The organism is Mesorhizobium calcicola (genome assembly GCF_042682105.1).
Classification (GTDB): Bacteria; Pseudomonadota; Alphaproteobacteria; order Rhizobiales; family Rhizobiaceae; genus Mesorhizobium; species Mesorhizobium calcicola.
In genome coordinates this window covers 333542-350552 of sequence record NZ_JBHUGY010000031.1, presented here as the reverse complement: position 1 = coordinate 350552, position 17011 = coordinate 333542, and the positions used below count along the sequence as shown (strand labels likewise).

Below are 17011 nucleotides of genomic sequence, written 5' to 3'. Positions count from 1 at the left end.
AAAGGAGTTCGCCATGCCCGAAAAGACCCTCGCCAACAGATTGGTCACCACGAAACCCGTCTACGTCAATTGCGGGCATCCGATGTGCGGCAAATCAACGAAGCTCGATATCGCAGCGCTCATCGACGGGCTCGGCCCGGATCACGGTTCGATGCACCAGGATCTCGTTGGGGTCTTTGGCTGCGCCAAATGCGAGGTCACTGGCCGGGACCGGCGCGCGCCGTTCTTCACATTGATTCCGGACTGTGAAGGCCTGCAGCGGGAGCGAAATCGCGGCTGGAAGCCGACTTTCGAGAAGCGCTAGGATTGAAGATGGCCGGCGCCCGGTTGGGTGGAGGCGGACCTCGCACCTATCGATAGCACCAGCACTACCGAAGAAGGCGAGCCCTTCCACGTTCCCGAGCGGGCTACTAGAGCACGTCCCGCGATCAATGAATCGATTGTGATGTGACGTCGGGCTTCGCGGGTGATTCAACATCCACTTTGATGAGGTGGATGATGGGAAGAGCACTGAGCGACGATCTTCGATCGCGGGTCTTGAAGGCTTCGGACGCGGGCATGTCTGCCCGGCAGGCGGCGGCGCGGTTCGGCGTCGGCATATCGAGTGCAATCCGGTGGATCGCACGGGCGAAGATCGGCGAGCGGACGCCGCGGCCGCAAGGCCGTCGACGCGCGTCCAGCCTCGATGCGCATAAAGCCTTCATCGTGGGGTTGATCGATGAGCGCAAGGACATCACGCTGAACGAGATGGTAGAGCGGCTGGCGGTCGAGCGATCGGCTCGGATCAGTCGCAGCGCCTTAAGCGCCTGGCTTGGCCGGCACGGCTGGACGTTCAAAAAAAGTCCGCACATGCACTGGAGCAGGATCGTCCCGACATCCTGAAGCGCCGTCGTGCGTGGTTCGACGGCCAACTCGATCTCGATCCGGCAAAGCTGGTGTTCATCGATGAAACTGGACTATCGACCAAGATGGCCCGGCTGCGGGGCCGTGCGCCATGCGGTGAGCGTTGCCGGGCGGGCGTGCCGCACGGCCATTGGAAAACCACCACCTTCACCGGCGCACTGCGGCTGACGGGCATGACCGCCCCGTTCGTCTATGACGGCGCCATGAACGGCAACGTATTCCTGGCCTATGTCGAGCAGGTGCTGGTCCCGACCCTGTCGGAGGGCGACATCGTCGTGATGGACAACCTTCCCGCCCACAAGGCCGCCGGCGTTCGCGATGCAATCGAGACGACCGGCGCGAGGCTCATGTTCCTGCCGCCCTACAGCCCCGACTTCAATCCGATCGAAAACGCCTTCTCAAAACTCAAGGCTCTTATGCGGGCCAAAGCCGAGAGGACAATCACAGCCCTGTGGACCGCCGTCGGATCGCTCGTCGACCTCTTCACCCCAGCCGAATGCCAGAACTACTTCAAGGCCGCAGGTTATGACCCAGATTAAACCGGACGTGCTCTAGTTAGTTTTCTTGCTCGTCCGGCCGCCTCCTCAGTGCCGACTCGTGGCCTGCAGAAAACTCTCCGCTTTGGTCGCATCAAGGGTGAGGGGGCGCGCCACGCGGTGCCGACAAAATCAGCTGCGGCCAAGGCCGGCATGGATCGTTTTGACAGCACCAACGTTCCTTCTGGTAAATCGAAATCAGGAGGAAAACGATGGCCGACCAGAGTCGAGAAGATCGCATCCGCCAGCGTGCCTATGAGCTTTGGGAAAGGGAAGGCAAGCCGGACGGCGCCGACTTGCGCTTTTGGGAAAAGGCGATGGACGAGATCGACGAAGAGGGTCGACAAAAGGATTCGTCGGACAAGCGGCAACCTGCCGGCATGGGTTCGGCCGGCGCATAGCTGTCGCAGAATGCGTAGCTCTGAAATGGACCTCGAGACGAGGCGAGTTGAAGTTCGTTAGCCGGTCCATAATGGTCGTGTGGTAATGGATGTTCGCGATGCCATCGGTCGAGCGCTGGCTTGGGCTAGCGGATGGTTCGACTATGCCGCTACGCCGTGGTTTCTCTATCAGGCCGCCATCATCGTCACACTGTTCCTCGCGGCCAAGCTCGCGGCGCGGCGCATCGAGCCGCTCGTGGAGGACCGGGCACGTCAGATCAAGGGCCATCCCGGACTGCTGAGGGTCGTGATTGCCCTGTTACGGCGCACTGACTGGATCCTCTTCACGCTCTTCCTGCTTGCCGCGCTCAACCTCATGCGCGCCTTCACCTGGCCAAGCCGCACCCATCTTCTCCATATAGTGCTTTCGCTGTCCCTCGCCTGGCTCGTCGCTTCGGTGCTGTCGCGCATCATCCGCAACCGCCTCGTCGCCCGCCTTCTCGGCTGGCTGATCTGGATCTATGCAGCACTTGTCATCCTGGGTATCAGTGACGAGGCCGCGTCCTTCCTGGACAGCCTGGCAATCCCTTTGGGCGCGATTCGCCTTTCGGTTCTTGTGCTACTGAAGGCGGCGCTGCTGCTGATCGCCACGGTCTGGCTTGCGGTGGTCATCGGCAACTATATCGATGAGCGCGTCCGCATCTCCGAGGAACTGACACCCTCGATCCGCGTCCTTGTTGGCAAGATGGCAAAGATCGGTCTCGTGCTGGTGGCTGGCGCCTTCGCTATTTCCGCCGTCGGCGTCGACCTCACGGCGCTGACGGTGTTTTCCGGCGCGATCGGCGTCGGTCTCGCTTTCGGGCTGCAAAAGGTCGTTTCAAATTTTGTCTCCGGCGTGATCATCCTGCTCGACAAGTCGATCAAGCCGGGTGACACCATATCGCTCGAAGGCACCTTCGGCTGGATCCGCGAATTGCGGGGGCGCTTCGTCTCGGTGGTGACGCGCGACGGCCGCGAATTTCTGATCCCCAACGAAGACTTCATCACCCAAAGGGTCATCAACTGGTCGTTCAGCGACAACCTCGTGCGGCTCGATGTGAATTTCGGCGTCTCCTATGACGCCGACCCGCACAAGGTCGGCGAGCTGGCGATAGAAGCCGCGATCAGTGTCGGCCGGGTCGAAGCCGATCGGCGCCCGGTCTGCTGGCTCACTGGCTTCGGCGACTCCTCGCTGAATTTCGTCTTGCGCTTCTGGATCCGCGATCCCCAGCAAGGCCTGACCAACGTGCGCGGCAAGGTACTGCTGGCGCTGTGGGACACATTCAAGGCAAACGACATAGGCATCCCCTATCCGCACCGCGAGATTATCATGAAGGATGCCGGTGGATCGAGCGGGCGCTAGGCTCGGTCGGACAAGAACATCTCGACCCACAGGAAACGCTATGTCGATCCAGGATGCCTTGCAGAATTTTTTTGGAACCCTTACGCCGCCGCGACAATCGGTGCGATAATCTTCGTCCTGGAAATTCTGCAGCGCGATGCATGGCGAAGGCACGGGACACGTCTTTGAGCATTGGTTCGCGTACCAAGCCGTGCGGGCAACCTAATTGATTTTCTTGCTCGTCCGGCGGCCTCCTCAGCGGCCGACTTGTGGCCTGCCAGAAACCTCTCCTCTTTGGTCGCTTTCGGCCAAGGGTGATATATTAGCCACGGTTAATATTATTCGGAAATCCGGTCTTGCGCCATTGGCATAGGTGTCCCGTAATGGGTCAATAAGTCTGGCACCGCAATTGCACTCTCTGCAATACCGGGGTCGACGGCCCCGGCAGTCGGGGGGCAAACTTTGGGGGGCCCCGCCGCTTCGCAAATGGAGCGGTGGGCTCTTTAGCCGCTATACAACAGCTCCCCAAAATCGCCAAAACTTTGGGTGCTGCATTATGTATTTTCCCCAATTTCTGGTCGGCATGTTCGGGACGTCGTTTATCATGGCGATCTGGGCTGGCATACAAACCGGCTCCATCCGGACGGCGCTGGCTTGGGCTGTCCTCACGCTGTTTGTATTGCAGGTTGGATATTTCCTGCTGACATTGGGGCTTTTCTATAAGCGCTCGACGAAAAGCACCGACGTAAAACCGGAGCCCGTCAATCCTGTTCAGCCGCTTCGTCGAGATGGTGGTGTTTCATCCCCCGGCGCCCAATAGGAGCCGGTGATGGTCTGGTGGTGTCGGGCCTAACGATTCTGCCTTGAACGATATGATTTACCCATTTCTTCGAAATATTCGCCCATACAATCTGCAATTCGACCTTCTCGGATTGAGGGGCGCCACCATTTGCCAGCGCCTTCGCTGAGGGTTACTCTTGGCGCAAATAGCCGGCGGTGGGTGTCGTTTCAAAAGGGGGACGTATGGCCAGACTTGTCGCACTCTACAAGACGCCGAAAGACCTGACCGCATTCGACCGTTACTATTTTTCGACCCACATTCCGCTGGCCAAAACGATTCCCGGCTTGAGGAAATACGAAATCAGTGATGGCGGCGTCCATTCCCCGGGCGGGCCCTCAGGCTATCATCTTGTGGCTATCCTCCACTTCGGCTCCGTGAATGCGAACTTTTGGACCCTGTTCCGGCCGTTGCATGCTGGGTGCCCTCTCTACGAACCGGCGATGAGGTTGATCTTCGCGGCCATGATGAAGTCGTTCTCGTGCAATCCCTTTATCTTGTGTGTCTGCAGCGAGACTGCCGCATAACCCCAGCCGAAACAGATGTCGGGATGATGCCGTTCTTCTTCCGCCAATCGGGCAACTTTGTCGACGAAGCTGAGCGATTGACGGAAGTCCGCGAATTTGAATTTGCGGCGCAGCAGGCGCCCCTCCTCCAGTTCCCAGCCAGGGGTCTGGGACAGATAGCCCTCGGCTGCCTCCTGCGTTAGCGGCGCGACGCCACCGCGGCAGGGCGTACAGGTTTTCTGAGCAATGCCATCGGTCATGACAACCTCCCTTCGTGCTCGTTCCGGGGGAAGCGATCGCGTTTTTCACCTCGCCCGGTATTTGCTCGCATAGTGCTTGGCAAGAACCTTGCGAATCTGCTCGGCAAGGCGCTTGTTGCCGGTCTTCGGCCGCGCCTTTTCATCGCCTTTTCGCAGCTTCGGCAGATCGGCGCCCAGGCCCCGTTTCGTTGATTTGCGCATCGCAATGGATCAACGCCGAGACGGGCAACCGGTTTCGTTCAAAGGACGATTTCCACAGGACTGCCGATCGCGAGAACGAGCTCGCCGTCCGCGCGCCCTTGATTGACAGCGATCTCGGCAAGCCCGTTCGAGTTCTCGTACCAAAAGGCCGTGCCCGGCGGACGATCGCTGAAGGTCGTCGCGCCCTCCAGCAGGCGATCTGCTGCGGCGAGCCTTGCGCCTGCCGACAGCCTGGCCGCCCTCAGGCCGGTCATGGCATTGCCGAAATGGTCGATATAGACGATCTCGGCGAGGTCCTCCGGCCAGTCTCTACGACGATCTGCTTCATCCAGACGCAGCCTGCCGGGCGGCGGCTCGCCGCGTGCCAGCATGGCGGCGACCGGGGCAAACAAGTCACGCCCGTGGAAGCTGGCAGACAGGCGCTCTGGCTTCCAGTCGATATCCCAGCTGGACGTCTCAGCCGCGCGGCGCTGGATCAGCTCGAACAGGCCATTGCCGGGACCGACATACCAGCGACCGTCGGCCTCGACGATGACGGACGGCCGCGCCCCTCCGACGCCTGGATCGACGACGCAGAGAAAGACGGTTCCCGCAGGAAACCACTCCGCGTAGGCCGCCAGCAGGTAGGCCGACGCCTTGGGATTGCCGACCGGCGCGTCGGAGAAGAGGTCGATCGCGGGGATGCCCGGCGCCATCTGGTGCAACACGGCCTTCATCTGGCCCGTGTAGGGGCCGTGCAAGCCGAAATCCGTGAACAAGACAATCATGGCCGGGCGCCGGCTGCGCTGCGATTGACATACAGATAGTCGGCCGGAAGGCGCATCCGCCGGCAGGCCTGAACGGCCGGGTTGGTTTCCATGACGAGGCGATCCGCCAAAGCCCCTGCCTGCCGGATCGCCTCGGCTTCCCAGCTGTGCAAGCCATGCCCGGTGAGGCCCAATAGCGCCTGCACCGAGCAAGGCACCAGATCAACGGAAGCCGATACCAGTAGGTGCTGTGCTGGCTTGAGCGGCAGCGGCAGGATAGGCGCCGAACGCATGATCGCGAGAAATTCAAGCACGATGGCCGAGCGCTCCAGCCGTCCGGCTGTCGCATGGAACAGCGCTTCAAGCGCGGCTTCCGATCCCGGTGCGCCCGTGGCGCCGAAAAGGCGCGCGGCGGGAACGCCCTCGGCATAACAGCGGTCGCGCTCCGATGCGGAGAGCTGCCGCACATAGGTGTGATACGCTTGGACAAAGCCGTACGCAGCCGTGCCGTGAACCCAATTCAGAAGGTCTGGGTCATTGGCGCAATATACCTCGCCTGATGATGTCACGCCTGCGACCCGGTCGTGTATCCGCCGAACGCGGGCGATCATGGCCTCGGCCGTGGTGCGGGAACCGTAGATCGTCACCATGGCAGCGAGCCCCGTGCTGTGCAGTCGCCGAATTGGATTCAGACGGAAAGACGTATGCTCCCATACGCCGGTGCGCACCCGCGGTTCTGCAAGCTCCATGATCACGGCGGTGACGCCGCCGATGAACAGTGAAAGCGGGTTCTTGAACACGCGCCACGACACGGAGTCCGGCGATACCAGTGCGGCCTCGCCAATCGGTCGCGAGAAATCGATGTGAGGCCGGTCGCCAGGTTGCAGCACCGCCCGCGCTACCGCCTCCAGGAGGCTTTGCAACGGCCAAGGCAGGACGATCGGCGTTGTCATGGCAACGAGCGCCATTCACAAGAAACGCGTGCTTCCGAACAGCGAAGTTGGGCCGCTGGACGCACTTGGCGAAACTACGGGCACTTTCTACGGTGCTCGATCACTTACTGTAGCTCAATTGGCAGACTGTGCCCACCGCCAGCCCGGCCCATCACGATCAGTCATGCCGCTCATGACCCGCAGGCCTTCCTCAATTGCCAGAGTTTACGCGAGCGAAGACCATCATCGCTCATATACTCCGACGAGAACCGCCTCGGCGAGGAGATGCTTGCGCGCTTCTCGTTCGACCGCTTGACACGATGGGTCGTTGCCGAGCGGCAGGAGATCGATCGACAGCGCCAGCAACCGGAAGTGATAGCGGTGTCGGCCGTGGCGATGCGGTGGGCAGGGACCACCGTAACCTGGTCGCCGGAAATCGTTGGTTGCCTGCTTGAAGCCTTGCTGCCGGCGTGCTGGGCGGCGCCTTCGGCCAGCCCTACACAATCGGCCGCAATGTCATAGGCCGCCCAGTGATGCCAGATCCCCGCCGGAGCGTCTGGATCATCGCACAGAAGGACAAAGCTGCCGGTTCCGGCCGGAGCGCCAGTCCAGCCGAGGGGAGGGGAACGATCCTCACCGTCGCAAGTGAAGCGCCGCGGGATCGTCGTATCGTTCGCAAAGCTGCTTGAACTGAGCTGCATGGGTCGCCCCTTACGCTGTTGCCGCGCCGCGCAAACACTCAGTCCCAAAACGCCAGGGCCAGGCAAAACTGGTAGGAGGCGGGGGCGTCGCCTTGAGGCTGCGTTCTGACACGAGCTTCACGGTTGATAGGGCGCGAGGATAAGCGCTCTATCGAAAATGTACGAGACAATATTGAATGGCAGTTCGCTGCTCCCTGCCGTCCCGTCCAAGCGTCGCGCCGCACGCATCATAGCCAGCGATGGCAAGACTGTGATAACATTGCACAGGTTGCGCCCCCGTCGGCAATTGCGACGCCCGCGCAGGCTGACCACTGCGCAGTGCTAATCCGGTCGCGGGTCTCGTCCCGTTGAACGAGTAGCCTCGGATCATGGAACTCGTCGTTGCTCTTGGGCTGATCGTCTTCAAGGTCGCGTTGCTGATTGCGATCCTCCTGCTGCTGCCCTTGCCGCTGACCTGGCTGGAACGCAAGATCGCGGGGCACATGCAGCAGAGGATGGGGCCGATGCGTGTGGGATGGCATGGGCTGCTGCAGCCGGTGGCGGACGGGGTCAAGCTCTTGACCAAAGAGGACCACATCCCGGCCGAGGCCGACCGCTTCCTGTTCAAACTGGCGCCAATCCTGGCGCTTGCCCCGCCCTTCGTGGTGTTCGTCGCGATCCCCTTCGGCGAATCCGTATCCGTCCTCGGCACTGAGATCACTCTCTACGTCTCCAACATGAACGTCGCGCTGCTTTTCGTCTTCGCGGTGATCGGGATCGAGGTCTATGGCGTCATCTTCGGCGGCTGGGCAGCGAACAGCAAATACGCTGTTCTGGGCAGTCTCAGGACCTGCGCGCAGATGATCAGCTACGAGATCCCGATGGGGTTCGCGGTCATCGGCGTGGTCATGCTGGCGCAATCCATGAGCCTGCTCGACATCGTGCGGGCGCAAGCCAATGTCTGGAACATCGTCTACCAACCGGTCGGGTTCTTCGTGTTCTTCGTCGCCGGGCTGGCCGAATCGCAGCGCATTCCCTTCGACCTGGCGGAAGCGGAAGGCGATCTGGGGGCCGGGTTCCATACCGAATATAGCGGTATCCGCTTTGCGTTCTTCATGGTCAGTGAATACGCCGTCATGCTTTTGACGTCGGTCCTGGCGGTGATCCTGTTCTTCGGCGGCTGGAACGGCGTGCTGGTCCCGTTGCCACCGCTCGTCTGGTTCGTGCTCAAGGTCGCGTTCTTCGTCTATGTGTTTATCTGGTTCCGCTTCACTTTCCCGCGCTATCGCTACGACCAACTGATGGCGATCGGATGGAAGGTCTTGCTTCCTCTGTCGATGGCGAACATAATCATAACCGGTGTTGCTTTCCTCTAGGGGCTGCAACGAGGCGACGATGTCGCGCGCACTGGACAGAACTGGAATATGGATCGGCTGGGCGTTCTTCGCCGATCTGGCGAACGCCTTGGCGCTGACCTTCGGCTATATGTTCTCCAGACCCGTGACCATGCAGTATCCCGACAAGGAAAAATGGTTGCCCTATTCGCGTTACCGCGGGCATCACTTCCTGACGCGCGACGAAGAGGGCGAGATCAAATGCGTAGCCTGCGAGCTGTGCGCGCGGATCTGTCCCTGCGACTGCATCGAAGTCATCCCCTACGAGGACGAGAAGGGCAACCGACACCCGGCAAAATTCGAGATCGACATGGCCCGGTGCCTATTTTGCGGGCTGTGCGAAGACGCCTGTCCGGCGGACGCGATCGCGCTTGGCCAACAGTACGAGTTCTCGAGTTTTTCCTCGCGTGACCTGGTGATCGGGCGCGACGATCTGCTCGGCAAACCGGGCAAGGCGATGACCGGCGGCGGCGTGGTCGCTGCACGTCTGAACACCGAGCAGGACGTGCTGGTCGAGACGAGCGAGCCGCAGGGGTACAACTGGTGGCGGAATATCCGACGAACGTGAGGGCGCGCCAGCTGGCAAGCCGGAGCGCGCAGACAGGAGGCTCAAATGCTGGTCTGCCAAATCTTGAAGACCAAGGCTCCCGAGGTCATCTCGGTCACTCCAAGTCAGACGATGGTGGAAGTGCTAGGGCTGTTTCGGGAGAACAACATCGGCTTCGTGGTCGTCGGCCGTTTTCCCGGGCAATGCCTGGGCACGCTTTCGGAGCGGGACTGCTGCAATGCGGTGGCTGAATACGGAACCGAGGCGCCCTTGATGCGGGTCGCCGACATCATGAACCGCAGTGTGGCGACCTGTTCAACACAGGATTTGCTGCCTTCGGTGATGGCGACCATGACCAAACGGCGTACGCGCCATGTGCTGGTCATGGATGGCAGTACTACTGTCGGCGTGGTGAGCATCGGCGACGTGGTCAAGCACCGGCTCGACGAATTGATGAGCAACGAGCAAGTGCTGTACGATTACATTGCCGGGACCGGCTACCACTGACGACACCGGCTCAAGGCGCATCAGGGCAGGCGGAACGGGGAACCCGTGATGCCTCAGATCGGATTGTCAGGCCGCGCCTCGGCCCCGGCGACAGTGGCGATCTCGAAAGCGGCGTGCGCCATTTCAACTTCCACCGGACATGGGTATTCGCCCCGCCGCATCAGGCTGTTGAGACGCAGGGATCTGTAGTTCTCGGGAACGAACACGAGGCCCCTGGGAAAACGCTTGTTGACCTTGAGCTTCGCCGTCAGTTCGCCCTGGGCGGACCGCACGACCACCTGATTGCCATCCGCGAGGCCAAGCTGCGTTGCATCCGGCGCGCTCATCTCGACATACGGGTCATCTGCGACCGTATTCAGGATTTCCGAGCGCTCGGAAAGATATCCGTTGTGGAACAGGCAGTTGCCGGTAACCAGCATGAGACGGTCGGCTGCAATGGGGGCAGGCGGGAGGGCGAAGAACCCGCCAACCGGTGGTGCAAGGGCCGCCTTGGTGAAAGCTCCGTCGGCGCCAAGCCCGTCCTGCGTCAATCCTTCGTAGGCTGGAACCAGCCGGGCGATCTCGCCAAAGATCTCGCCTTGGATCGACGGCCGCAACGCCTGGCCGCGAAGCGCCGCTACGAAGTCGAATATCGCCAGATTGTCCCGCGCCTCGAGGGCGGGTTCGCGGAACTTGCAGACCTTCTGGGTGCGGCCTTCGTTGTTGGTGAACGTGCCGGATTCCTCGCCATAACTCGCCGCGGGCAGCACGACATCCGCCAGGCCGGCCGTATCCGTGAGGAACGCGTCCTGCACGATCAAGAGATCGGCGGCACGAAGCGCCCGCTGCACGAATCCCCGGTCCGGATAAGACATCAGGGGGTCGCTCCCGACGATATAGAGCGCACCCATTCGCTTCCTGTCACAGAGCTCCAGCATGGCGTCGAAATCCACGCCCGGTTCAGATGGGATTTCGGCGCCCCAGGCTCGTTCGAGAGTTGCGCGCGCCGCTTCATTGGCGAGCGCCCACAGCCCCGGCAGCGCCGTCGGCAGAACGCCCATGTCCCAGGCACCCATTTGGTTGGCACGGTCGAAGAGGAACTGCATCGCCAGGCCCTTGCCGAGTGCGCGCAGAACCTGCAAAAGGTTGTTGAGCTGGTGCAACGTCGCGCGCGCTTGGGGCGATCTCAAGAGGTCGGCGCTCACAAGCACGGTGACGCTGCGGCCTTCCAGCAGCGCCGCGGCCAGACGGTCCGGACCGTCATTGTCGGTGGCTGTTGCCGGCCGGCCGGTTTTCGCGCCCATGTCCGCAAAAATATCGCCGGGCAATGCTTGACCAGCCGACCCCAGTCCGCTCACCACCGCGGCAAGGCCCTGAGCCTCACCGCCCGGCGGCACGCGAACGACCGCCCGCGCATCGGCGTCCAGGCGGGATGGTCGCGCCGAGAGCATGAGTAAGCTGGTCTGTCGCCGCCGTGCACAGTCTCGCAGCAGATATTCGGTGACTGGGTTTTCGTCCGTTACGTTGCCACCGACGACAAGCACACAGTCGTTGCCGATCACCTCCTCCAGCGGCGCGCGGGTGTAGAAGGCGGCCACCAACGGGCCGAGCGCATCGAAGGGCGTGGACCAGCGCGAGGAGCAGTCGATATTGTTGGTCCGGAATGCCGTCCGCATCAGCTTCTGGAACTGATAAAGCACCTCGTTGGGCAAGCGCGATGAGGCCAGCCCGCCCGCGGCCTTGCTGGCGACGGCCGACAGCCGCCGGCGGAGGTAGTCTCCCGCTTCGTCCCATGAAACCGGAACTGGGACCCCGTCACGACGGATCATCGGCCGCTTGATCCGGTCCTGACTGCCGACGAAGTCGAGGCCGAAGCGCCCGCGCACGCAGAGCGTTTCGCGGTTTATGCCGTGCTCCACCTTCGAGCGGACCCGCATGAATTCGCCCTTGCGCGCGCCGACGGTCAGTTGGCAGCCGGTGCCGCAATGCGGGCAGACCGTGTCGGTCTCGACCAGATCCCAGGGCCGCGCCTTGTAGCGATAGGGGAAGCTCATCAGCGCGCCGACCGGGCAGACCTCGACGCAATTGCCGCATTGATCGCAACTCGCGAGACTGCCCTCGAAGCCAGTGACGGCGGTATCCATGCCTTTTTCAACGGTGCCCAAGGCGACCGCGCCGACGACTTCTTCGCACATCCGGACGCAGCGCTGGCACTGGATGCAACGGTTGACGTTCATGATGATGACCGGGCTGAGCCGGATGTCCTCGGAGTGGAACACGCGCTTGATGTCGCGGAACCGGCTTGTGCGGGGCCCGTATGCCATCACCATGTCTTGCAGCTCGCACTCGCCACCCTTGTCGCAGATCGGGCAGTCGAGAGGGTGGTTGGCGAGCAGCATGTCGAGCATGGAAGAGCGCGTTTCGTCGATCAACTGCGTGTTCGTCCGCACCACCATGCCGTCGGTGACCGCGGTGGCGCAAGAAGGCTGTAGCCGCCGCTGTCCCTCAATCTCCACCAGGCACATGCGGCAGGAGGCCAGCGCCGGCAGCCGCTTCAGATAGCAGAAGGTCGGGATGTCGATGCCCAAACGCTCAGCGGCCTGCAGCACCGTAGAGCCCGCCTCCACTTCCAGCATTCGTTCATCGATTGTTACGCTAACCATGGCTTTCCTCGCGGTCCTCTCGCTGCGTCCTCCTCAGTGAAACGGGCACCTCCGCTCCTCGATATGCGCGACGAATTCATCCTCGAAATGCGCCAGTGCAGCCCGCAGGCCCATCGCCGCGCCGTCGCCCAGCGCGCAGAACGTGTTGCCGAAAATGCCCTTGCAGAGCGCGCCCAACTGTTCCAGGTCGCCCGGCGCGCCCTGGCCCGCCTCGACCCGGCGCAGCACCTTGACGACCCAGTTCAACCCTTCGCGGCAGGGGGTGCACTTGCCGCAGGACTCGTGATGGAAGAACTCGATGATCCGGGTGGCGACTTTGACAATGCAGGTCGAGTCGTCGATCACGATCACCCCGGCCGAGCCGAGCATCGAGCCGGCGGCGGCCAGCGAGTCGAAGTCCATCCCGACGTCCAGCCCGCGTTCCGGGATCAACGGCGCCGAGACCCCGCCTGGGATCACCGCCTTGAGCTTGCGCCCGGGCAGCGGCCCGCCGGCATGGTCGCAGACCAGTTCGCGCAGCGGTATCCCCATCGGCAGCTCGTAAAGGCCCGGTTTCCGCACCTGTCCGCTGAGGCAATAGAGCTTCGGGCCGGGGCTCTTCTCCGGGCCGATGCCGCGGAACCAGTCGGCCCCTCGCACCACGATATGCGGGACGCAGGCCAGCGTCTCGACGTTGTTGATTACGGTCGGGCTGGCGTAAAGCCCTTCGACCGCCGGGAACGGCGGTTTCAGACGCGGCTGCGCCCGCTTGCCTTCGAGCGAGTCGAGCATCGCGGTCTCCTCGCCGCAGATATAGGCGCCGGCACCGCAATGGATGTGCACGACGAAGCTGAAATCCGAGCCCAGAATCCGTGATCCCAGATAACCCTTCGCATGGGCCTCGGCGATCGCCTGCTCCAGCCGCGCGATCGCCAGCGTGTACTCCCCGCGGATGTAGACATAGGCGGTTTCCGCCCCTATCGCGTAGGCGCTGATCGCCATGCCCTCGATCAGTTGGTGTGGGTCACGCTCCATGACGATCCGGTCCTTGAAGGTGCCCGGCTCGCCCTCATCGGCGTTGCAGCACAGGTATCTCGGCTTGCCGGCACGCTTGGGCACGAAGCTCCATTTCATGCCCGTGGGGAATCCGGCTCCGCCGCGCCCGCGCAGGTTGGATTTCTTGACGAGGTCGATGATCTCGTCGGGTGTGTGCTCCCGCAGCGCCTTGGCCAGCGCCCGGTAGCCGCCGCCGGCCTCATAGGTCGCGAGCAGATGGCCATCCGGCACGTCCAAGTTCTTGAGAAGGACGGGTTCGAACATGGCGCTATTCTCCCGGCGGTCCTGGGGCGACGAGATCGGCGCCAGTCGCCTGCCGCACCGTCGCGCGCAGCCTGTCCAGGAGTGCGTCGATCCGAGCGATGTCGAGGTCGCCGTGATAGTCGTCGCCGACCTGCATCACCGGGGCCATCTCGCAAGCGCCGAGGCATTCGACGGTCGAAAGCGTGAACAGCCCGTCCGGCGTCGTGCCGCCCTTCTTGATGCCGAGCACCTCTTCCAGGTGTCTCAGCAGATCCTCGGATCGGCACAGCATGCAGGAAACGTTGTCGCAGAGCTGCAGGTGGAAAATGCCGACCGGCTCGGTATGGAAAAGGGTGTAGAAGGTCGCCAGTTCGTAGACCCAGATGCGCTCGACGCCGAGGATCTCGGCGACCTCTTCCAGCACCGTTCCGGGCAGATGGCCATGTTCCCTCTGCGCGATCAGAAGCGCGGGCATGATCGCCGAGCGCTGGTCGGGATACCGCGACGCCGCCTCTTCGATCTTTTCGCGCATGGTCATCGCGTCCAATTCCCTGCTACTTGTCCACCTCCGCCATCACAGGGTCGAGGCTGCCGAGCACGGCGATCATGTCCGCCAGGTAGCGCGCGTTGGTGACCCCGAACAGTGCCTGAAGGTTGACGAACGAAGGTGCCCGGACCTTCATGCGGAACGGCTTTGGCGACCCGTCGCTGATGATGTAGAAGCCGAGCTCGCCTTTTGGCGCCTCGATCGCCGAGTAGACCTCGCCCTTAGGCACCTTGAAGCCATAGGCCGACAGGTCGAAATGCTGGATCAGCGCCTCCATCGAGCAGTGCACCCGATCCTTGTTCACCGGGAAGGCGATTGTCGGCATGTCGATCTGGAACGGCCCGTCGGGCATCTGTTCGAGGCATTGCTCGATGATCCGGACGCTCTCGCGCATTTCCTCGACGCGGCATCGCCAGCGTGCGTAGCAATCACCTTCATCGCGGGTAACAACGTTGAACGCGAGCCGGTCGTAGATCTCATAGGGCTCGTCGCGGCGGATGTCCCAGTCGACGCCGGAGGCGCGCAGGTTCGGGCCACTCAGGCCCAGATCGATGCCGTCCGCGGCGGAGATCACGCCGATCCCCCGCGTGCGCTTCAGGAACACGCGGTTGTTATCGACCAGCCGTTCATAGTCGCGGATCCGGTTCGGGAAGATGTCGCAGAACTCCCTGATCTTGGGGAAGAACCCGTCGGGCAGATCCTCGCGCACACCGCCGACCCGGCAGAAGGAGGTGTGCATCCGCGCCCCGCTGATCATCTCCAACAGGTCCATGATCATTTCGCGCTCGCGCATGGCGTAAAGGAGCGCGGTCATGGCGCCCAGGTCCAGCGGGAGTGCGCCGGTGATCAGGAGATGACCGGAGATCCGTGCCAGTTCGGCCATCAGCACGCGGATATATTGCGCGCGGATCGGCGCTTCGATGCCCAGGAGCTTCTCCACCGCCAGTGCGAAGGCCAGGTTGTTCGAGGGCGGGCAGAGGTAGTCGAGCCGGTCGGTTAGCGGGAATATCTGGGTGTAGGTGAAGCTCTCCGCCAGTTTCTCTGTGCCGCGGTGCAGGTAGCCGATATGCGGGTCCACGCGTGCCACATATTCGCCATCCAACTCGAGGACGAGCCGCAGCACCCCATGTGTGCTGGGATGCTGCGGGCCGAGGTTGAGAAGCACCTCCTTGGTGTGGGGCGCATCGGCTTCCGGCCAGTTCAGTTCCGTGACTTCGGTCATCTCAAGTCCTCGGTATGGAATGTCCTCCCTATGGAATGTCCTTGGTAGCAAGGTCTGGCTGCGTCGGCGGCGTGCCTTCGGCGCCAAACGGGTTCAGCTTGTCCTTGTAGCCCCGCAGCGGAAAGTCCTTGCGCTGCGGGAAGCCCTCGAACCCTTCCCACATATAGATCCGGCGCAGGTCGGGGTGGCCCTCGAACCTGATCCCGTACATGTCCCAGGCCTCGCGCTCATGCCAGTTGGCGGTGCGCCAGACCCCCGTCACCGACGGGATCCGCGGCGGATCGCCGAGGCGGCACTTGATCCGCACGCGCCATTTGTTCGGCAGCGAAAAAAGATGGTACACCGCCTCGTAGCGCGGTGCCTCGGGGTAGTGATCGACCCCGCAAATGTCGGACAGGAAATCGAACCGCAGCGCCGGGTGTTCCTTCAGGAACCGGCAAAGCTGGACGATCATGTCAGGCGGAGCGGCGAAAGCGTGAACCCCATGCGAGAAGCCAAGCTCCTCGATTGCCCCCCCGAAACGTTCCGCAATCAGGGTGCGGATGAGGGACGTCTCCACGCTCATGGCACCGCGACCCGGTCCAGAGGCGTCCCAGCCAACGCCCTGGATTTCTTGATCTTCTCCTGAAGCAGAAGGAAACCGTGCATCAGCGCCTCGGGCCGCGGCGGGCAGCCGGGCACATGCACGTCCACCGGCACGAAGGTCTCCGCCCCCTGCACCACCGCATAGGTGTTGTAGACCCCGCCCGAGATGGCGCAGGTGCCCATGGCGATGACCCAACGCGGCTCCGGCATCTGGTCATAGAGGCGGCGCACCACGGGAGCGAATTTCCGCGTTATGGTGCCGGCGATGATCATTACGTCGGACTGGCGCGGCGAAGGCCGGAACACCACGCCGAAGCGGTCGAGATCGTAGCGGGCACAGCCCGCCGAGATCATCTCGATGGCACAGCAGGCAATGCCGAAGGTTTCGGGCCACAGCGCCGACCTTCGGCTCCAACTGATCAGGCTGTCGGCCGTGGTGAACAGCACGCTGTCGCGGATCGCGTTGTTTACGCCTCCCATTCCAGCGCCCCCTTCAGCCAGGCGTAGGCGAAGCCCACGAGAAGCAGCGATATGAATATGAACATCTCGACATAGCCGACCAGCCCGATCTCTTTCAGGACAACGGCCCAGGGAAAGAGGAACATCGTCTCGACATCGAAGACGACAAATAGGATCGCGATGATGAAGAACTGCACCCTGAAGCGGCCTCCGGCGGCTTCGCCTGCCGGGTCCATGCCGCATTCATAGGGCATGTTCTTCGCGGGATAGGGATTGGATGGGCGCAGTAGCGAGGAGACAAAAAGCGTAACCATCGCCACCAGAACAATTCCGGCGACCATGAAAAGAACCGGCAGGAACTCCATTCCGGTCACGTCGCGTAGCCCCGGTCACCCACCGAGGGCTTTGCCCTGGCCACTACCGACCCCTCTGAGACCGGTGATGCGGGCGCCCTGGGAAGCAACTTG

Annotated in this window: 20 protein-coding genes and 1 pseudogene; 9 read left to right on the top strand and 12 right to left on the bottom strand. The window is 62.4% G+C overall.

The window, feature by feature from the left end; all coding sequences use genetic code 11:
• Positions 1–13 precede the first annotated feature (13 nt).
• The 6 genes from ACFSQT_RS21495 to ACFSQT_RS21470 all read left to right on the top strand — a co-directional run bounded on the left by ACFSQT_RS21495 (position 14) and on the right by ACFSQT_RS21470 (position 4565).
• Positions 14–304, top strand: a complete 291-nt coding sequence (locus ACFSQT_RS21495) for a hypothetical protein (protein ID WP_379021857.1) — start codon at positions 14–16, stop codon at positions 302–304.
• A gap of 194 nt (positions 305–498) precedes the next feature.
• Positions 499–1442, top strand: a protein-coding gene (locus tag ACFSQT_RS21490; protein ID WP_379018015.1) for an IS630 family transposase whose coding sequence is annotated in 2 segments (ribosomal slippage) — positions 499–835 and positions 835–1442 — 945 coding nt in all. Because the reading frame shifts where the segments join, the coding sequence is not laid out codon by codon here.
• A gap of 209 nt (positions 1443–1651) precedes the next feature.
• Entirely contained in the window at positions 1652–1840 is a 189-nt protein-coding gene (locus ACFSQT_RS21485; protein WP_379021855.1) for a DUF2934 domain-containing protein, read from the top strand.
• An 85-nt stretch (positions 1841–1925) separates the two neighbouring features.
• The gene (locus tag ACFSQT_RS21480; RefSeq protein ID WP_379021853.1) at positions 1926–3221 is read left to right on the top strand and encodes a mechanosensitive ion channel family protein; all 1296 of its coding nucleotides are present in this window, start codon (positions 1926–1928) and stop codon (positions 3219–3221) included.
• Between the two features lie 535 nt (positions 3222–3756).
• Positions 3757–4020 carry a hypothetical protein gene (locus ACFSQT_RS21475; RefSeq protein ID WP_379021851.1) on the top strand — a complete coding sequence of 88 codons (264 nt, stop codon included), beginning with the start codon at positions 3757–3759 and terminating at the stop codon, positions 4018–4020.
• 203 nt (positions 4021–4223) lie between these two features.
• Complete coding sequence (locus ACFSQT_RS21470) at positions 4224–4565, top strand: EthD family reductase (protein ID WP_379021849.1); 342 nt, start codon at positions 4224–4226, stop codon at positions 4563–4565.
• Here the strand turns inward: ACFSQT_RS21470 and ACFSQT_RS21465 are convergent.
• The 5 genes and pseudogenes from ACFSQT_RS21465 to ACFSQT_RS21445 form a co-directional block, all read right to left on the bottom strand.
• Complete coding sequence (locus tag ACFSQT_RS21465; protein ID WP_136619151.1) at positions 4469–4804, bottom strand: 4a-hydroxytetrahydrobiopterin dehydratase; 336 nt, start codon at positions 4802–4804, stop codon at positions 4469–4471. The two genes, ACFSQT_RS21470 and ACFSQT_RS21465, sit on opposite strands and share 97 nt — an antisense overlap.
• Before the next feature lie 45 nt (positions 4805–4849).
• Positions 4850–5005: a hypothetical protein gene (locus ACFSQT_RS21460; protein WP_379021847.1), complete on the bottom strand. Its 156-nt coding sequence runs from the start codon at positions 5003–5005 to the stop codon at positions 4850–4852.
• Positions 5006–5043: 38 nt separating this feature from the next.
• Positions 5044–5772 carry an SAM hydrolase/SAM-dependent halogenase family protein gene (locus ACFSQT_RS21455; protein ID WP_379021845.1) on the bottom strand — a complete coding sequence of 243 codons (729 nt, stop codon included), beginning with the start codon at positions 5770–5772 and terminating at the stop codon, positions 5044–5046.
• Positions 5769–6704 carry an oxygenase MpaB family protein gene (locus tag ACFSQT_RS21450; RefSeq protein WP_379021843.1) on the bottom strand — a complete coding sequence of 312 codons (936 nt, stop codon included), beginning with the start codon at positions 6702–6704 and terminating at the stop codon, positions 5769–5771. Before ACFSQT_RS21450 ends, ACFSQT_RS21455 begins: the two co-directional genes overlap by 4 nt.
• A 222-nt stretch (positions 6705–6926) precedes the next feature.
• Positions 6927–7384 (bottom strand): annotated as a pseudogene (locus ACFSQT_RS21445) (YbhB/YbcL family Raf kinase inhibitor-like protein).
• A gap of 368 nt (positions 7385–7752) precedes the next feature.
• Here ACFSQT_RS21445 and nuoH point away from each other — a divergent pair.
• The 3 genes from nuoH to ACFSQT_RS21430 are packed head-to-tail and all read left to right on the top strand — an operon-like array spanning position 7753 to position 9811.
• Entirely contained in the window at positions 7753–8739 is a 987-nt protein-coding gene (nuoH, locus tag ACFSQT_RS21440; RefSeq protein WP_379021841.1) for an NADH-quinone oxidoreductase subunit NuoH, read from the top strand.
• Positions 8740–8758: 19 nt separating this feature from the next.
• Positions 8759–9325 carry an NADH-quinone oxidoreductase subunit I gene (locus tag ACFSQT_RS21435; protein ID WP_192183181.1) on the top strand — a complete coding sequence of 189 codons (567 nt, stop codon included), beginning with the start codon at positions 8759–8761 and terminating at the stop codon, positions 9323–9325.
• A gap of 45 nt (positions 9326–9370) precedes the next feature.
• Positions 9371–9811: a CBS domain-containing protein gene (locus ACFSQT_RS21430; protein WP_379021838.1), complete on the top strand. Its 441-nt coding sequence runs from the start codon at positions 9371–9373 to the stop codon at positions 9809–9811.
• Between the two features lie 53 nt (positions 9812–9864).
• On the opposite strand, the gene nuoG is transcribed toward ACFSQT_RS21430, so the two are convergent.
• Genes nuoG through ACFSQT_RS21395 form a run of 7 tightly spaced genes read right to left on the bottom strand, consistent with a single transcriptional unit; the run spans position 9865 to position 16918 of the window.
• Positions 9865–12453 carry an NADH-quinone oxidoreductase subunit NuoG gene (gene nuoG / locus ACFSQT_RS21425; RefSeq protein WP_379021836.1) on the bottom strand — a complete coding sequence of 863 codons (2589 nt, stop codon included), beginning with the start codon at positions 12451–12453 and terminating at the stop codon, positions 9865–9867.
• A 33-nt stretch (positions 12454–12486) separates the two neighbouring features.
• Positions 12487–13752 carry an NADH-quinone oxidoreductase subunit NuoF gene (nuoF, locus tag ACFSQT_RS21420; RefSeq protein WP_379021835.1) on the bottom strand — a complete coding sequence of 422 codons (1266 nt, stop codon included), beginning with the start codon at positions 13750–13752 and terminating at the stop codon, positions 12487–12489.
• Positions 13753–13756: 4 nt separating this feature from the next.
• The gene (gene nuoE / locus ACFSQT_RS21415) at positions 13757–14269 is read right to left on the bottom strand and encodes an NADH-quinone oxidoreductase subunit NuoE (protein WP_379021833.1); all 513 of its coding nucleotides are present in this window, start codon (positions 14267–14269) and stop codon (positions 13757–13759) included.
• Between the two features lie 16 nt (positions 14270–14285).
• Positions 14286–15500, bottom strand: a complete 1215-nt coding sequence (gene nuoD / locus ACFSQT_RS21410; RefSeq protein WP_379021831.1) for an NADH dehydrogenase (quinone) subunit D — start codon at positions 15498–15500, stop codon at positions 14286–14288.
• A 28-nt stretch (positions 15501–15528) separates the two neighbouring features.
• Positions 15529–16065: an NADH-quinone oxidoreductase subunit C gene (locus tag ACFSQT_RS21405; protein WP_379021829.1), complete on the bottom strand. Its 537-nt coding sequence runs from the start codon at positions 16063–16065 to the stop codon at positions 15529–15531.
• Positions 16062–16565 (bottom strand): NuoB/complex I 20 kDa subunit family protein, encoded by a 504-nt coding sequence (locus ACFSQT_RS21400; RefSeq protein WP_111547966.1) that lies wholly within the window; start codon positions 16563–16565, stop codon positions 16062–16064. Before ACFSQT_RS21400 ends, ACFSQT_RS21405 begins: the two co-directional genes overlap by 4 nt.
• Complete coding sequence (locus tag ACFSQT_RS21395) at positions 16553–16918, bottom strand: NADH-quinone oxidoreductase subunit A (protein ID WP_379021827.1); 366 nt, start codon at positions 16916–16918, stop codon at positions 16553–16555. The genes ACFSQT_RS21400 and ACFSQT_RS21395 overlap by 13 nt, the downstream gene beginning before the upstream one ends.
• Positions 16919–17011 lie beyond the last annotated feature (93 nt).

What these genes read in the sequence shown, in the direction of transcription:
- ACFSQT_RS21495 (WP_379021857.1), top strand. Translation starts at nt 14, where the DNA reads ATGCCCGAAAAGACCCTCGCCAACAGATTGGTCACCACGAAACCCGTC.
- ACFSQT_RS21485 (WP_379021855.1), top strand. Translation starts at nt 1,652, where the DNA reads ATGGCCGACCAGAGTCGAGAAGATCGCATCCGCCAGCGTGCCTATGAG.
- ACFSQT_RS21480 (WP_379021853.1), top strand. Translation starts at nt 1,926, where the DNA reads ATGGATGTTCGCGATGCCATCGGTCGAGCGCTGGCTTGGGCTAGCGGA.
- ACFSQT_RS21475 (WP_379021851.1), top strand. Translation starts at nt 3,757, where the DNA reads ATGTATTTTCCCCAATTTCTGGTCGGCATGTTCGGGACGTCGTTTATC.
- ACFSQT_RS21470 (WP_379021849.1), top strand. Translation starts at nt 4,224, where the DNA reads ATGGCCAGACTTGTCGCACTCTACAAGACGCCGAAAGACCTGACCGCA.
- ACFSQT_RS21465 (WP_136619151.1), bottom strand. Translation starts at nt 4,804, where the DNA reads ATGACCGATGGCATTGCTCAGAAAACCTGTACGCCCTGCCGCGGTGGC.
- ACFSQT_RS21460 (WP_379021847.1), bottom strand. Translation starts at nt 5,005, where the DNA reads ATGCGCAAATCAACGAAACGGGGCCTGGGCGCCGATCTGCCGAAGCTG.
- ACFSQT_RS21455 (WP_379021845.1), bottom strand. Translation starts at nt 5,772, where the DNA reads ATGATTGTCTTGTTCACGGATTTCGGCTTGCACGGCCCCTACACGGGC.
- ACFSQT_RS21450 (WP_379021843.1), bottom strand. Translation starts at nt 6,704, where the DNA reads ATGACAACGCCGATCGTCCTGCCTTGGCCGTTGCAAAGCCTCCTGGAG.
- nuoH (WP_379021841.1), top strand. Translation starts at nt 7,753, where the DNA reads ATGGAACTCGTCGTTGCTCTTGGGCTGATCGTCTTCAAGGTCGCGTTG.
- ACFSQT_RS21435 (WP_192183181.1), top strand. Translation starts at nt 8,759, where the DNA reads ATGTCGCGCGCACTGGACAGAACTGGAATATGGATCGGCTGGGCGTTC.
- ACFSQT_RS21430 (WP_379021838.1), top strand. Translation starts at nt 9,371, where the DNA reads ATGCTGGTCTGCCAAATCTTGAAGACCAAGGCTCCCGAGGTCATCTCG.
- nuoG (WP_379021836.1), bottom strand. Translation starts at nt 12,453, where the DNA reads ATGGTTAGCGTAACAATCGATGAACGAATGCTGGAAGTGGAGGCGGGC.
- nuoF (WP_379021835.1), bottom strand. Translation starts at nt 13,752, where the DNA reads ATGTTCGAACCCGTCCTTCTCAAGAACTTGGACGTGCCGGATGGCCAT.
- nuoE (WP_379021833.1), bottom strand. Translation starts at nt 14,269, where the DNA reads ATGACCATGCGCGAAAAGATCGAAGAGGCGGCGTCGCGGTATCCCGAC.
- nuoD (WP_379021831.1), bottom strand. Translation starts at nt 15,500, where the DNA reads ATGACCGAAGTCACGGAACTGAACTGGCCGGAAGCCGATGCGCCCCAC.
- ACFSQT_RS21405 (WP_379021829.1), bottom strand. Translation starts at nt 16,065, where the DNA reads ATGAGCGTGGAGACGTCCCTCATCCGCACCCTGATTGCGGAACGTTTC.
- ACFSQT_RS21400 (WP_111547966.1), bottom strand. Translation starts at nt 16,565, where the DNA reads ATGGGAGGCGTAAACAACGCGATCCGCGACAGCGTGCTGTTCACCACG.